17 protein-coding genes and 1 pseudogene are annotated in these 15,238 nt (G+C 38.8%); all 18 read right to left on the minus strand.

Annotated features, from left to right (window positions below):
- Window positions 1-2 precede the first annotated feature (2 nt).
- On the minus strand, window positions 3-545 hold the full coding sequence (locus BN3107_RS16375) for a F0F1 ATP synthase subunit delta (protein ID WP_058308696.1): 543 nt from the start codon (window positions 543-545) through the stop codon (window positions 3-5).
- The gene (gene atpF / locus BN3107_RS16380; RefSeq protein ID WP_058308697.1) at window positions 542-1,069 is read right to left on the minus strand and encodes a F0F1 ATP synthase subunit B; all 528 of its coding nucleotides are present in this window, start codon (window positions 1,067-1,069) and stop codon (window positions 542-544) included. The genes BN3107_RS16375 and atpF overlap by 4 nt, the downstream gene beginning before the upstream one ends.
- A gap of 353 nt (window positions 1,070-1,422) precedes the next feature.
- Complete coding sequence (gene atpE / locus BN3107_RS16385; protein WP_018930781.1) at window positions 1,423-1,629, minus strand: F0F1 ATP synthase subunit C; 207 nt, start codon at window positions 1,627-1,629, stop codon at window positions 1,423-1,425.
- A gap of 47 nt (window positions 1,630-1,676) precedes the next feature.
- Complete coding sequence (gene atpB, locus BN3107_RS16390; RefSeq protein WP_058308698.1) at window positions 1,677-2,399, minus strand: F0F1 ATP synthase subunit A; 723 nt, start codon at window positions 2,397-2,399, stop codon at window positions 1,677-1,679.
- Between the two features lie 23 nt (window positions 2,400-2,422).
- Window positions 2,423-2,791, minus strand: coding sequence for an ATP synthase subunit I (locus BN3107_RS16395; protein ID WP_058308699.1), 369 nt, complete (start codon window positions 2,789-2,791; stop codon window positions 2,423-2,425).
- A 2-nt stretch (window positions 2,792-2,793) separates the two neighbouring features.
- On the minus strand, window positions 2,794-3,018 hold the full coding sequence (locus BN3107_RS16400; protein WP_058308700.1) for an AtpZ/AtpI family protein: 225 nt from the start codon (window positions 3,016-3,018) through the stop codon (window positions 2,794-2,796).
- Between the two features lie 306 nt (window positions 3,019-3,324).
- Window positions 3,325-5,397: a S8 family serine peptidase gene (locus tag BN3107_RS16405; RefSeq protein WP_058308701.1), complete on the minus strand. Its 2,073-nt coding sequence runs from the start codon at window positions 5,395-5,397 to the stop codon at window positions 3,325-3,327.
- A gap of 108 nt (window positions 5,398-5,505) precedes the next feature.
- Window positions 5,506-6,135 (minus strand): uracil phosphoribosyltransferase, encoded by a 630-nt coding sequence (gene upp / locus BN3107_RS16410; protein WP_058308702.1) that lies wholly within the window; start codon window positions 6,133-6,135, stop codon window positions 5,506-5,508.
- A gap of 312 nt (window positions 6,136-6,447) precedes the next feature.
- Window positions 6,448-7,683: a serine hydroxymethyltransferase gene (locus BN3107_RS16415; protein WP_058308703.1), complete on the minus strand. Its 1,236-nt coding sequence runs from the start codon at window positions 7,681-7,683 to the stop codon at window positions 6,448-6,450.
- A gap of 186 nt (window positions 7,684-7,869) precedes the next feature.
- Window positions 7,870-8,412, minus strand: a complete 543-nt coding sequence (locus BN3107_RS16420; protein WP_058308704.1) for a TIGR01440 family protein — start codon at window positions 8,410-8,412, stop codon at window positions 7,870-7,872.
- A gap of 24 nt (window positions 8,413-8,436) precedes the next feature.
- Window positions 8,437-8,877 carry a ribose 5-phosphate isomerase B gene (gene rpiB / locus BN3107_RS16425; RefSeq protein ID WP_058308705.1) on the minus strand — a complete coding sequence of 147 codons (441 nt, stop codon included), beginning with the start codon at window positions 8,875-8,877 and terminating at the stop codon, window positions 8,437-8,439.
- 31 nt (window positions 8,878-8,908) lie between these two features.
- Window positions 8,909-10,207: a methyl-accepting chemotaxis protein gene (locus BN3107_RS16430; protein ID WP_058308706.1), complete on the minus strand. Its 1,299-nt coding sequence runs from the start codon at window positions 10,205-10,207 to the stop codon at window positions 8,909-8,911.
- A gap of 27 nt (window positions 10,208-10,234) precedes the next feature.
- Window positions 10,235-10,798, minus strand: coding sequence for a low molecular weight protein arginine phosphatase (locus tag BN3107_RS16435; protein ID WP_058308707.1), 564 nt, complete (start codon window positions 10,796-10,798; stop codon window positions 10,235-10,237).
- A 698-nt stretch (window positions 10,799-11,496) separates the two neighbouring features.
- Window positions 11,497-12,045, minus strand: coding sequence for a manganese efflux pump MntP (locus BN3107_RS16440; RefSeq protein ID WP_058308708.1), 549 nt, complete (start codon window positions 12,043-12,045; stop codon window positions 11,497-11,499).
- Window positions 12,046-12,124: 79 nt separating this feature from the next.
- Window positions 12,125-13,138 (minus strand): L-threonylcarbamoyladenylate synthase, encoded by a 1,014-nt coding sequence (locus BN3107_RS16445; protein WP_058308709.1) that lies wholly within the window; start codon window positions 13,136-13,138, stop codon window positions 12,125-12,127.
- A gap of 288 nt (window positions 13,139-13,426) precedes the next feature.
- Window positions 13,427-13,896, minus strand: a pseudogene (tnpA, locus tag BN3107_RS16450) (IS200/IS605 family transposase).
- 245 nt (window positions 13,897-14,141) lie between these two features.
- On the minus strand, window positions 14,142-14,567 hold the full coding sequence (locus BN3107_RS16455) for a hypothetical protein (protein WP_058308710.1): 426 nt from the start codon (window positions 14,565-14,567) through the stop codon (window positions 14,142-14,144).
- Window positions 14,568-14,626: 59 nt separating this feature from the next.
- The gene (gene spoIIR, locus BN3107_RS16460; RefSeq protein WP_058308711.1) at window positions 14,627-15,217 is read right to left on the minus strand and encodes a stage II sporulation protein R; all 591 of its coding nucleotides are present in this window, start codon (window positions 15,215-15,217) and stop codon (window positions 14,627-14,629) included.
- Window positions 15,218-15,238 lie beyond the last annotated feature (21 nt).

Here is a 15,238-nt window from a genome sequence, read left to right on the forward strand (position 1 = left end):
TCTTAATTTGCTGTTACAATTTTTCGTTCTAGGCGATCCAATTTGCCTTTAATAGAGCCATCATAGATCGTATTGTCAACTTTAATCTTGACGCCACCAATGATTTCAGGATCGACTTTATTGTTTATTTTTAATTGTTTCACATTCCATTTCTTTGTAAACACGTTGGTAATTTCCTGTTTTTCTGCATCGGACAAAGCGTGTACAGAATAGACAGTTGCTTGCTTTACACCATTCGCTTCATTAGCAAAGGTAATAAAGTGATCGACAACCTCTGGAACAATAGATTCATTATGACGATCTACAAGTAACGAAAGTGTATGTAATACATCCTTCGAAAAGCCTGCGAACGCTTCGTTAAGTAATTGCTTTTTCTTATCAGCATCTACTTTTGGATGTTGTAAAAATTGAAGAAATTGTTGGTTCGTTTGAAAGACTTCTTTCACTGTCGTTAATTCAGTTTCAAGGAAATCAAGGGTTTCCTTTTCTACAGCGATCCGAAAAAGAGCTTCTGCATAACGTTTTGCTACATTTGTATTACTCATCGCTCTTCTCCTACCTCTTTAATGTAGTCACTGATCAACTGTTCTTGATCTTCAGCGTTGATTTCTTTCTCAATCACTTTAGTAGCAATTTGTACAGACAATGTTGCCACCTGTGCTTGTAATGCTTCGATTGCTTTTTCTTTCTCGCGAGCAATATCTTCTTCTGCAGATTTTTTCAAACGGGCTGCCGCTTGATTGGCTGCTTCGATGATTGCTTTTTCCTGATCTTGACCAGCTTTTTTAGCGTCTTCGATAATTTGTTGTGCTTCCTGACGCGTCGCTTTTAACTGTTCATTTGCTTCAAGGGATGCTTTTTCTGCATCTGCGCGATTTTTCTCAGCTGTATCAATTTCATTGGCAATATGGTTCTCACGTTCTTCCATCTTGTTCATTAATGGTCCCCACGCGTACTTTCTAAGTAGCCATAATAGTGCTAAGAAACTGATAATGGCAAATGCCATGTCTCCACCTTGCAAACCGCCGATTGACGCTTGAATGATGAGCCCACTCTCTAAAAGTTGCACAGTGTTCACTCCTTCCCACGATTAGTCGTCATCTATTTCACTTTCATTACGTTCTGATTTGATATTGAAAAATTTCGTTCGTCATTTTCGATTAAAATTGTGAAAACTTTAAGTTGTTTCTCAACTATAGTGATGTATGATCACATCCAGCTACAGTGCTCAGAAACTAGTGCCCTTCCCTCAGCTTCGTACGATAAGTCATCATCCGTTCCTTCGTCACGGTGATTCCTTTATCTCCTACGCTTCAGTCCAGGTCATACGTTTCTAAACGAGCACTTTCGCTTTTGAACTCGCAAAACAATGGCGAAGGTTGTCTTGGACGAACTTCGCCATTCTATCTGATTTACGTATAATTACATTACCATGAAGGCAATTACTACGGCGAAAATTGGAATCGCCTCTACTAACGCTACCCCGATAAACATTGTTGTTTGAAGTGCACCTCTTAATTCTGGTTGACGTGCAATCCCTTCTACTGTACGACTTACGATCATACCGTTACCTAAACCTGCACCAAGTGCGGCTAATCCAATTGCAATTGCAGCTGCTAAAGCTCCCATTATTTGTTTCCTCCTTTAGAATGTATAAATAAGTATTTTTTATTATTTTAATGGTCTGAACTCACTTTATGAGACATATAAACCATTGTTAACATTGTGAAAATAAATGCTTGAATAGCACCAATAAACAAACTAAATCCTTGCCATGCCATCATCGGAATGATGGATATAAATGTAATTGGTGCGGCGATGAACGCCATTTTTGTAATAAGTCCTAATAAAATTTCACCAGCAAAGATATTACCGAAGAGACGTAAACCTAATGTTAAGGTGTTTGTGAATTCTTCAATAATTTTAAATGGTAGTAGAAAAGGTACAGGTCGTACATAATCTTTGGCATACTCCTTGAAACCTTTCACTTTCACCCCATAATAATGTGTTAACACAATAACCAACGCTGATAATGATAGCGTAAGTGTTGCATCTGAGGTTGGTGATTTCCACCATAGCGTATGTCCCCATACCCCCATGGTAATGACACCTAGAATGTTACTAATAAAGATATACACTAGTAATGTTAAACCTAGTGGTAAAAATACTTTCCCTGTTTTCCAATCCATGGTATCTCCAATAATGCCTTTAACAAAATCGACTACCCACTCCATGAAGTTCTGAAAGCCAGTTGGTTTCATTTGGAGATTTCTCGCTGCTAATGTGCATATAATAAATACAATCACAGAAGAAATAAAGGTCATTAATGTAGTGGATAAGTTAAAATCTAACCAAGGTATCCCAAACAGATCGTGCAACAGCGGTGATTCGTGATCCAATTCCTTCACCTCACTTCCCTTTGCTAGTCTTGTTTTCTAAATAGTGCAAAATCTATCATAATAACAACATAAGTTGTCATTAATCCCAAAATTACTGCCATCAAATGGAAATGTTCTTCGAAACGCATTGCGATGATTACCGCTAATGCTGCAGTGGCTAGTCGGGTGAATGTACCAATTCCAGTGATTCGACCACCTTCTTGAACAGCTTGTCCAAATCGGTCGATCTTACGCTGCATTACCCATAAACTATATAAGCTTAATGCTGTTCCCAGGAGGAGTCCGAGGAATATTCTTGGATATGGTGTAAATCCCCAGCCAAGAACAAATAGTGCTAGAAGGTAGAACATCCATTTACGTTGACGGGTTATCATTTTTTTGTATTGATTCATGGTTACTCGTCTCCCGCTAATTCTCTTACGTAATGAAATGTTCCGTAAAAACCGGCTCCTAAACCTAAAAGTAGTCCGATCACTAAAAAAAGTGGTGATGTGGAAAAGTAGTTGTCGCATGCTTTGCCGATAAATAAACCAATTAATGGCCCACCGACAATTTGTGACAAAATGGCACTATAAATGGCCAATCCATAATAAGGGCTTTTTCTATTAGGCGGTGACATGTGATCACTCCTATAATATAAAGCATAAAAGATATGTAAACAGTAGAAAAAAAGCATGTGCATAAAGCTTGTTTTTTTGCAGTGATTTTCATCACACTACTGTAACCCTTATCATCCACACTAAATTAGCATACAATAGGGGTAACCTCTTGTCAATCCATTTAACAGACAAAAAACAATAATATACGTACATGATCAAAGATTATCCGCTAAACCCCTATTGATGGTGGTAATCTCTTGAATTCTCTTGTATTTCGAACAAATTGTGACAGTTAATTCGGTTACCGAAACAATCGGTAATTCTTTCTATTCTAGCCATATTAATGTTTGATAGTCATACGTTTCTTTTGATTCGCTTTCTATTTTGATATTGGCAATATACTCCCCTTTTAACTGATCATTTAGTTCCACTTTTCCTTCAATAACTCCTGATGCGGGCTCATTGATCTCATCCATTGTTGTGACAAAGGCGAATGTTTTCGCATCATACAGATCAATCGTTAGTTTTTCCGCATTCTCCACTAAATATAATTGATATTGATAGCTATCATCTAATGGGGTAATAGCTAATTCAAGTCCCATCGCCTTCGGTATCTCGTCCGTTTCGGTCAAAAACATATATGGAAGCGGGATATCATTTAAGTACAGATATCCTTGTTTGATGCTTTCCTCTACTTGAGTGGTTCGAATTGTTACTTTTACTTCTACTTCCTTTTTTTCATTTGGGGCTAACGTAAAACTTTTCGGTAATTGAAAGCGAACATCTTGTTGCTGCTTAGGTAAAGAGAAGGAATATTGCTTGGTTTGATCTGAAATATTTTCCACTATTATCTTTTCTGTTTTTTGTGAATTTTGTTTCGCTATTTTACCGAATTCTAAAAAAGATTGGTAAACCAATGTATCTGTTGCTATCGCTGCTTTGGTATTCACTTTTCCGGCTCCTTGTTCTGTTGGCACAAATTCTGTGAAAGGTTTTGCTGTTGTCAAGATTGCCGCTTTTAATTGCTCTGGCGTCCAGTCTGGGTGTGCTTCTTTTAATAATGCGAGAACACCAGCAATATGTGGTGCTGCCATACTGGTACCACTTAACGCTTGATAGCCATTAGGGACTGTGCTGACAATGCTCGCACCTGGTGCCACAATCTCTGGTTTAATCGCCCAATTAACAGTAACAGGACCACGCGAACTAAAATCTGTGATGGTATCCTGAATATGTTCGTACTTGATTTCTAAATATTTTGCATTGTTTTGAAGCCACTCGCCATCTTCCTTGCTAATGGCTGCCACTGGTATGGAAACCTGTGCCTCCACCGCACCTTGAAAGATCCCTTCTTGATTATTTGCAATCAATACCGCTTTTGCTCCTTGCTGTTCTGCTTCCAGTGCCAGTTGGCCAAATGGGATTTCACCTCGTTCCAGCACTAACATTTTTTCCTTTGCTTGTTTCTTATCATGTGTTACTTCGAGATCACGCGTGAATTGCCAATCTACTGAACCTTGCAGTGGTGCGATTTCAATTTTTTTATCTTGAAAGTCCTCATATAAAAAGGGTCGTTTTAATGCAGGAGTGGAAGCACCTACCGATATAACGCGATCAGCGGTTGCAGGTGAACCCACTGTCCAGAGATCTGGTCCTGTATTTCCATTAGCTATTACAACCGCAACACCTTTCTCTGTGGCACGATTAACTGCAACACTCGTTGGCCAATCTGGACCATTAATCGTATTACCTAATGACAAGTTAATAATATCCATGCCGTCCTTAACCGCCTGTTCAATAGCTGCCATGACTTGCACCGATGTGCCACTGCCTCCAGGTCCGAGCGCACGATAGGCGTATAGTTCTGCTTCTGGTGCGACACCTTTCATTTTTCCATTGGCTGCGATAACGCCTGCCACATGGGTACCATGTAAGGTTGGCATTCCTTGCTCTGGGATTGTCTCCATCGGATCATTATCGAAATCAACCAGATCATAACCACCTTTGTAATTTGCTTGTAGATCTGGATGGCTAAAGTCGATTCCAGTGTCAATTACTCCTACTTTTACACCTTCACCTGTATAGGGAAGTGTCTCCGGTATTAAAAAAGGGATACTGTTATTAATGTTTTCCGCTTGTTTTTGGGTTCTGTAGGTTTGAGTAGGGTATGTTTGTTTGATATCTGTTCTCCTGTTTATTTGCTCGAGATTTCGCTGATTTGCTTTAATCGCCACCCCATTAAAGATCGTATCGTAAATCGCCAGTATTTCTACCTGTGGATGATAAGTTCTAATTTGCTCAGCAAACACATGGGGATTTTCCTCGACTTCAATTATATAAGAGGATTCTTGAGGAGTATGGATACTGGTGAGTAGTAAGAGTGATAATAGAAAGGACATAAGATTGAACCCCTTTTTCAGATAGTAGGAGTATTGTTTGTTTAGGGGGGAAAAGATATTCATTGAAAAAAGCTGTCCCTATTTATTTAGAGACAGCTTTTTTATTAACTACTTGGTGCCGTAAAGCCGGTCACCTGCATCGCCTAATCCTGGGATGATATAGCCTTTTTCATTTAATTTTTCGTCAAGTGCGCCAAGGTAAATATCAACGTCAGGGTGTTCGTTTTGGATTACTTCTACACCCTCTGGCGCTGCGATCAGACACATTAATTTAATATTCGTCGCACCGCGTTTCTTCAAGGAGTGAATCGCATCATTTGCGGAACCGCCCGTTGCTAACATTGGATCAATCACAATCAGTTCACGTTCTTCGATATCTGTTGGTAATTTAATATAATATTCAACCGGTTTTAATGTTTCCGGATCACGATATAAACCGACATGTCCAACTTTTGCAGCTGGAATCAAGCGTAGAATACCGTCTACCATTCCAAGACCTGCTCTCAAAATCGGGACAAGACCGATTTTTTTCCCGCTTAAAACCTTTGTTGTTGCTTCCATTACAGGTGTTTCAATTGTTGTTTCTTCGAGTGGCAGGTCTCTGGTTATTTCGAACGCCATCAATGCGGATACTTCATCTACTAATGCACGGAATTCCTTTGTACCGGTATTTTTATTTCTTATGTACGTTAACTTGTGTTGGATTAACGGATGATCTAATACAAAAACATTGCTCATATGGGACTCTCTCCTTTTTTTACTATTATTATGTCAAATTCGAAAATGTTCATCCTTAAAATTGTACTGAAAATTAGGAGAGCTTTCAAGCAAGATCAAATAATTTCTTGAAATATCTCGTTTCCAATGACTAATTTTATTTTATTGGACACTTTTGATACGTTATTGGACACTTTCTACCGTTTTCTGGACACTTTTTGATGTTTATTGGACACTTTTTCCATTTTATTGGACACTCTTAGCCATTTATTGGACACTCCTCTAATTGCCACAATAGAAAAAAGCTAGACGAAAATGTCTAGCTTTCCAAAATTATTGATATAAAGGAAATTTAGCTGTCAAAGCAGTTACGCGCTCGCTTGCTGCCTTTAATGTTGCTTCATCTTCCGGATTTTTTAACGTTAACGCAATGATTTTTGCGACTTCTTCCATTTCTGCTTCACCAAATCCACGTGAAGTTACTGCTGCTGTACCAACACGGATTCCACTTGTGACAAATGGACTTTCTGGATCAAATGGGATTGTATTTTTGTTTGTTGTAATCCCTACTTCGTCCAATGCTTTTTCCGCGACTTTACCTGTTAAATTTAAACCACGTACATCTAATAATAATAAGTGATTATCGGTTCCACCAGATACAGTACGTACACCTTCTGCTTCTAATACTTCGCCAAAACGTTTGGCATTTTTGATGATGTTTTCACCATATTCTTTAAACGATGGTTGTAATGCTTCTTTAAAGGCAACTGCTTTAGCTGCAATCACATGCATTAATGGACCACCTTGCATGCCCGGGAATACTGTTTTATCAATTTTCTTTGCAAATTCTTCTTTACATAGCACCATTCCACCACGTGGACCACGTAATGTTTTGTGAGTAGTTGTCGTTACAAAATGTGCATGTGGCACTGGATCTGGATGCAAGCCTGTCGCTACAAGTCCTGCAATATGTGCCATGTCTACCATTAAGTACGCATCTACTGCATCAGCGATTTCACGGAATTTGGCAAAATCGATTTGACGTGGATAAGCACTTGCACCTGCTACGATCAGTTTTGGCTGAACTTCTTTTGCTTTTGCAAGAACGGCATCATAGTCGATTTGTTCGGAATCTTCGCCCACACCATAATCAACAAAATTAAAAAGTTTTCCACTAAAGTTCACCGGGCTACCGTGCGTGAGGTGACCGCCATGACTTAAATTCATGCCTAAAACCGTATCCCCTGGTTCTAATATCGTAAAATAAACGGCCATGTTAGCTTGAGCACCAGAGTGTGGTTGGACATTGGCATGTTCTGCTCCAAATAATTGTTTCGCTCGATCGCGTGCCAAGTCCTCAGCAACGTCTACGTGTTCACATCCGCCATAATAACGACGTCCTGGATAACCTTCCGCATATTTATTTGTCAGAACAGATCCTTGTGCTTCCATTACTGCCTCTGAAACAAAGTTTTCTGAAGCAATTAATTCAATTTTATCGTTCTGGCGTTTTCTTTCGTCTTCCATTGCTTGAAAAATTTCTGCATCAAAATTTTTAACGTGATCCATCGTTTGTTCCCCCTAATATTTTTGGTAGATATGTTTTCAATATTCGTATTTACTTAATCCCATTCTAAAATAACATCATTTTGCAAATAATTCTATACCTTTTTACGAATAAAAACAAGGAAATATGCCCTTTTATTCGTAATTAAACAAAAAAGGGACATATTTCCTATTTTATACATTCGTTAATCAAGGGTATACCGCTCGTGGACCACCTATTAATTTTGGTCTTGTTCTTGCTTGTGAGGTTCTGGCATGACCTATATAGCGTTTTTCAAAGCGAAGTGGTACTGCTACAGGCTTTAACTGCATACCAATCATCGTCTCACCAATATCGATTCCGGCATCTGCCTGGATGTTTTCCACTACTACGGCATTATCAAGGTGTTGGTAGGCATAAGCTGCCATTGATCCACCCGCTTTTCGTACTGGCATAACAGATACCTGGTCAAGTTTATGCTCATGCATCACCTTTTTTTCTAAAACAATGGCACGATTGATATGTTCACAACTTTGAAAACATAGATGGATACCTGTTTGTTCTTGCAAGCGACGTAACTCCTGGAAAATCATCGCGGCTACTTCTTCACTACCTGCTGTACCAATTCGTTCGCCTGCTACCTCACTTGTCGAGCAACCTACAACGAATAAATCACCTTCAGATAGATAATCGTGTGATATCCATTCATCAACAATTGCTCTTAGATCTAATGCCCACTGATCAAGGTTCATGGATATTCGCCTCTTTCTGAATTGTTATTTATTTTCGTAATCTGTTACTTTTCCAACTCGATTGGCATGACGTCCACCTTGAAAGTCCGTACCTAACCATGTCTGAACGATCTCTCTTGCAAGTCCTGGACCGACGACACGTTCACCCATTGTCAGCATGTTGGAATCATTATGTTCCCGTGTTGCTTTCGCACTAAAAACATCATGCACAAGGGCTGCACGGATACCTTTTACTTTATTAGCGGCAATCGACATGCCGATACCAGTACCACAAATTAAAATCCCACGATCAAACTCACCATTCGCTACACGTTCTGCTGCTGGAATCCCGTAATCTGGGTAATCGACTGAATCTTCACAATTACAACCGGTGTCTTCATATTCAATATTTAATTCTTCTAATAATGATATAATTTCTTTGGAAAGATTAATCCCACCGTGGTCAGATGCTAAAATAACCTTCATTTTTACATGCTCCTTTTTTTAAAAACGTTGTTTAGCTTAGCTTAAATTGCTCGATTTTGATTTTCAAGTTTTGTGCTTGTTTATCTAATGAAATCGCCAATTCTTCTAAGTTTTCAGCAAAATCTGCTTGTTCTTCAATAGTTGCCCGCATTTCTTCGGTACCAGCGGATGTTTCTTCGGCGATTGCTGCGACATTTTGCGATTTGCTTTGGGTGGCTTCTATTTCTTGCAATTGGTTGTCTACTAGCTGAGAAATTTCTTTTATAGCGGTTGCCACTTGGTGAACAGATGAAGACATGCTATCAATCACTTCATTTGTCTGCTCGCCTTTGGTCACTTCACCGCGCGTCTCTTCAACGTGTGTACGCATATTACTAACAACCAGTTCTACGTCTTTTTGCATCGCTTGAATTAAGTCAGATATGCTTTTTACCGCCTCTGAACTCTGATCCGCTAATTTTCTAACCTCTTCTGCTACAACGGCGAAACCTTTTCCTTCTTCACCTGCACGTGATGCTTCAATCGAGGCATTTAGTGCTAAAAGGTTGGTCTGTTCACTTATATCTCCAACTAATGATATAACATTTTCGACTTCTTTCGCTTTTTGCGACAAGCGGTTTACGTCATTTAAAGCTACATTCTGATTGTCAGCTAGTTGTGTAATTCCCGAAACAAGCGTACTAATAACTTCTTTCGACTGATTTAATTGTTCGACCATTTCTGTTGATTTATTTTGCGAATCTTCCGCTTTTTCGTCGACTTGTGTTGCTAGTCTTGTCGAATTATCAATCGCTTCCGCAGTTTGTTGAATCGCTTCTGATGCTTCTTCAGCACCTGTTGAGATTTGACCAACGGTATCTTCAAGTGTGTTGGTCTGTTGTTTCGATTTTGATGCTGCTTCTTTCATTTTGTGTACCGACTCTGAGGTTTCAGTTGCATGGTTTTCAATATCGATTAACACTGTCTTTAAGTGTGTCACCATCTTTTGAAAAGCAAGCGTCAATGATCCGATTTCATCATGTGTTGTTCGTGGTGATTCGATTTCTTGATTCAAATCACCTTCTGCTACTTTTGCTGCTATTTCCTTTAATTTAATCAAAGGCTTGGTAATAAATCCTGCCGCAGCAAAAGCCAAAATACCGGACCAAAAAATACCTAATAGTAATACTCCTAATACATACCATACTTCTTGTACCTGAATATATGGTTGAATCATTTCTTGCAAAAAGTAAATAAAAAAAGCACTTGTGGTGTAGGTAATAATAGCTAATAACGTGGTGAAAACTACAAGCTTGACGCGCAGACTTACCCCTTTTTTTGTTTTTTGCATTTGACGTACTCCCCTTCATTTCATGACTTATGATCTATCTTTATTTTCCAACTTTTTGATCAATAGTGCAAGATACTTATCTAATTCTTGATAAGTTTTTTTATAAGTCATGAAATTACCGCCAAACGGATCAATTATATCAACCTTTTGAACTATTCCTTCTAAATGATGAATCTTTTCTTGTATTGTAATATTTTCTTTTGAATTTGTTAATTTAGTCTCCTCTAACTGGGCATAGGCTGCTTTTAATTCCGTCCACGCTTTTTCATATTCAGGGTTTGCGTACTCTTTTAATGTATATATTTTATGAAATTCTGTTGGGTAGGTTTGTTTTAAGTGATCACGATGACTTTGCGTCATGGTTAAAACCAAATCAGCCCATGCCATCAACTCACTTGTTACTGGCTGTGACTGGTGATCACATCTGATACCTTGTTCTGTCAACACTTCTGTTGTACCCTGTGAAGCAGGCATACCAACTCCTGCAAAAAGGCCTGCTGACTGTACAGCATGGTCTGTTTTTTGTTGTAATATTGCTTGCGCCATCGGGCTTCGACATGTATTACCTGTACATACGAACAATATATTCATGTTAGTAATTGCCTCCATTATTATGTACTTATCCCCATTATATCACACTATAACTTAAGCTTGGTACACCAGTTGATTAGCGTGGCAACTTCCATTCATTTTTTTTACAATAGCGCACTTCTTCTTTTGTTTATGCTGAGATATGCATATCGGACAAAAGCACTCTCCTTCTACTCCTGTTTTCTCCGATATATCCGTTTTTCGGACAAATGCACTCTCCTTCTACTCCTGTTTTCTCCGATATATCCGTTTATCGGACAAATGCACTCTCCCTCTACTTCTGTTTTCGCCGATATATTTGTTTATCGGACAAAAGCACGCTCCCTTTACTCCTGTTTTCTCCGATATATCCGTTTATCGGACAAAAGCACGCTCCCTTTACTCCTGTTTTCTCCGATATATCCGTTTATCGGACAAAAGCACACTTCTTCTACTCTTGTTTTCTCCGATATATCCGTTTTTCGGACAAATGCACTCTCCTTCTACTTCTGTTTTCGCCGATATATTCGTTTATCGGACAAAAGCACACTTCTTCTACTCCTGTTTTCTCCGATATATCCGTTTTTCGGGCAAAAGCATGCTCCTTCTACTTCTGTTTTCGCCGAAATATTCGTTTATCAGACAAAAGCACTCTCCCTTTACTTTTGTTTTCGCCGATATATTCTTTTAAACGAGACTATAGCTTACCGAGAGAACGATTAAAAAAGCACATGAAGTCCAAAGCCGAAAAGGATTACTCCTCCTAAAAATTCGCTATATGCACCTAATAAATGATGGGTTCGTCTGCCGATTAACAATGCCAGCCAAGTTAATAGAGTACTAAAAAGTCCAAACATCATAATCGCAAAGGCAGTCGCTACACCGGATAAACCGAGCGAGATACCGATCGAAAAACTATCTAAGCTGACCGTAAAAGCGAAAACCATCAAGCCAAAACCGACTGGTGCTAATATTTGTGACTCTTTTTTGATAAAGGTGTGAAAGATCATTTGAAATCCAATGGCACATAATAATAAACCAGAAGCGATCATGGCGATTCCTTCCATTTGTTTGGAAAGAAATGTTCCTAGAAATAAGCCGATAAATGGCATAAATATATGAAATAACCCTACTATTAAACCGATCAGAAAAATTCTTTTTAAACGGATTTCCTGCATACCGATTCCTAAACCAACAGAAAATGCGTCCATCCCCAGCGCGAATGCTAAACAAAGTATCGATAGTACTTCCCCTATTGCCGACACAATAAAAAAGCCCCCTCATTAAAAAAAGACAAGTGGAACAGCGAGCCTGTCCCCTTGTCCCATTTATATGCGAGAAAATGGTTTATATGTTTTGTTTTAGATGGTTTGTGGCGGCTTTGTTAAGTCGATTCATGATCGCTTCGCCAATCTCTTGGTTCGGGTATGTCTCTGCTAAAATGATATCTGCGTTCGTGTCGTTAAAATAGCGAAGTGCAAAGTAGAGTTTGGCTGCTACTTCTGATAAGTTATTTCTATTACCACAGGCGTAACAAATATCTGCATTTATTTGGTCGATTAACGGTTTAGTTGCAATCACACCTACTTTTTTTCCTTGGGCTTGAAAATGATCAATTTTTTCTTGAAAAAAATCGTGCTCGCCGTCTACCAGATACAGAGGTGCATCTGGTTCGTAATGGTTATATTTCATTCCAGGTGACTTTGGTTGTTCTTCTTTCAAGGCACTAGCCAATTCGACAGAGCCGATGACTTTTTCAATTTGGTGTTTGGTAATGCCACCAGGCCGTAAGATAACAGGGATATCACCTGTAGCATCGACAACCGTTGATTCTAAACCAACTCCGGTTGCACCCCCATCAATAATGCCAGCAATCTTTCCGTCTAAATCATGAAAAACGTGCTTAGCGGTTGTTGGGCTCGGTTTTCCAGATAAATTAGCACTTGGCGCTGCAAGTGGTAAATTTGCTTCTTGGATAAGTGCACGACCAATCGGGTGATCCGGTATGCGAATAGCAACCGTATCTAAACCTGCTGTCACGGTGCTGGCAACTTTACCATTACTTTTTAAAATAATAGTAAAAGGGCCTGGCATAAATGTATCGATTAACTTTTGAGCGATCGCTGGTATCTCTGTTACATAGTGGTTGATTTGTTGTGGATGATGTACATGGACGATCAGTGGATTATCAGCCGGACGTCCTTTCGCCTTAAATATTTTGGAAACGGCTACTTCACTAGTAGCATCGGCTCCTAATCCATAAACCGTCTCGGTCGGAAACGCCACTACTTCTTGTTTCTTTAAATAATCTGCCGCTATTTTTAATGACTGTTTGGTTGCATCTAAGAAATCTGTTTTCATTTTAATCCCTCGATCTTTATGTTCATAGAAAAACGGCATTCGCTTCAGTGCCGAAATTTATTTGCTTGCCTGCTAACGTATACACGTATTATGAAGAATTTCTACGATTTGTGCAACTCACAACTACATACCCACACACTTTTCCACAAATAAATAATCAAAACCACCAGTGTGAACTGGTGGTTTGCTCTGCGGCTGAAAGCCTCTATTACCGGCCTCGGCCTAAAAGGCCCACTGAATAGGTTTCCCTTCTGCACCACACTCACTCACTGATTCTAAAAGAATCTCTTATTTCTTCTTATGTTTTTCTCCAGTGAACGGGTCAATTTCTTCGAATAAAGTCAACTGATCACTCATGTAGTCCTCTCTAAGCTGATTTCTAATATATTCTTGTATTTGATTTTTATTTCTTCCCACTGTATCTGCGAAGTAGCCTCGACACCAGAATTTTCGATTACGGTATTGAATATTAAATTGGCGTGACGATCATATATCATTAAACTACTTTTACCCTTTAAGTATCCCATGAATTGAGATACACTTAGTTTTGGCGGAATACTTACTAACATATGAATGTGATCTCTGCATGCATTTGCCTCGTGTATTTCAACTCCCTTCCTTTCACAAAGCTCTCTTACTATTTTGCCAATACTTCTTTTATATTTTCCATATATAATTTGCCTTCTATATTTTGGCGCAAAAACTATATGATACTTACATCTCCACTGTGTATGTGCTAAACTGTTCTTGTCCTGCATTGGACATGCCTCCTTCTTTGGTGAGATTTGGTGGTCGGGAAACCAACCTTATCTTACCATGAAGAGAGGCTTTTTTGTGCCCCCACGCTAGAAGCTCTATGGAACCCCCGGCATAGCCAGGGGTTTTCCAAGACCGTAATAAACTGTGCATAAAAACATTATTTATACACAGTTTATCCACTTTTTATAGGCGTTTGATATATATTCATCAGTTCTATTCACATAATAATCCACAAATTATTAACTCATTGTGAATAAGTCGCCTTTTTATCCACAGATTCAAGACTAGTTATCCACCAATCCGCTTTTATCTCCGGATCTAATGCTTTATTTGCTGACTTATAGCCTAATTGCACTAATAATTGATTGAGGTTTTCCGTTTTACTGTGGATAAATAAATTTGTTGCACCGTAACTTTGGGTTAATTTTTCTGCTGCCTGTATGATGGTAACAGGCAACGTGATCGTTGGACTTTTTTTCATCACAAGCATTCGTAACCAATAGGCATTACTATCAACAGGTACTAATGAAAAAAATGCTGTCGGGCTATGCTCTTGATAGAGAAAATATCCATATTTTTTCATCTCTGCTTGATTAAAATCTGGAATGTGATCGCTAAAAAAAGCATCAAACTCTTGTTGTGTCAGTCCGTTCGTTGATTGTAGTTCCATTCGCCTCACCTCTTGTCTTCGTCTTACTATTACTCTATGACAAGATGATAGATTTATGATTAACTAAACCATTTTAAAAAGAAAAATGTGTATTCTACCTCTTCTTCGTCTTCTTCTATTTCTTCTTCTGAAGCTTCTTCCTCTTCTGCCGCTTCCACGGTTGTACCAAAGGAAAAGTCGAGGAAACATAATGGTGGAAACACTACACACCACCAGTTAGACCCTTGTGCTTGCCCTAATGTAATTAAAATAGCTTCATATTCACCAGCAGGATATAGGTATTGATCGTATAGTTTCGTCGGGAATTTCACATCTTTTCGATAGTCCACATTGTATTCCATCTCTACTTTTTCTTCTGCTAGAACATCTGCAATGATTTGATCTATATCCTTAATACGAGCGGATATCAGTGCTCTTGCTTCTTTTATATCATCCATTTCTTCTACCCATTTGGTAACCTCTTCGTTGACAGCATCCCTGACAGCGTGTTTAATGGCCTGATCTTGTTCTTGGTCACTATTGGCTAAAATTCGTAAACGAATCGCTTCGTCTGGTATCACTTGATAGTCTTGTTCATTACTTTCTACTTTTTGCGGAAAAAAACCGATAATAAGAAAAATAAGTACTGAAAATAAAATAAGTTTTCGCATTTTTGTTTCCCCCTGTTATTA

Origin of the sequence: Gracilibacillus massiliensis (assembly GCF_001458115.1) — a bacterium.
GTDB lineage: Bacteria > Bacillota > Bacilli > Bacillales > Amphibacillaceae > Gracilibacillus > Gracilibacillus massiliensis.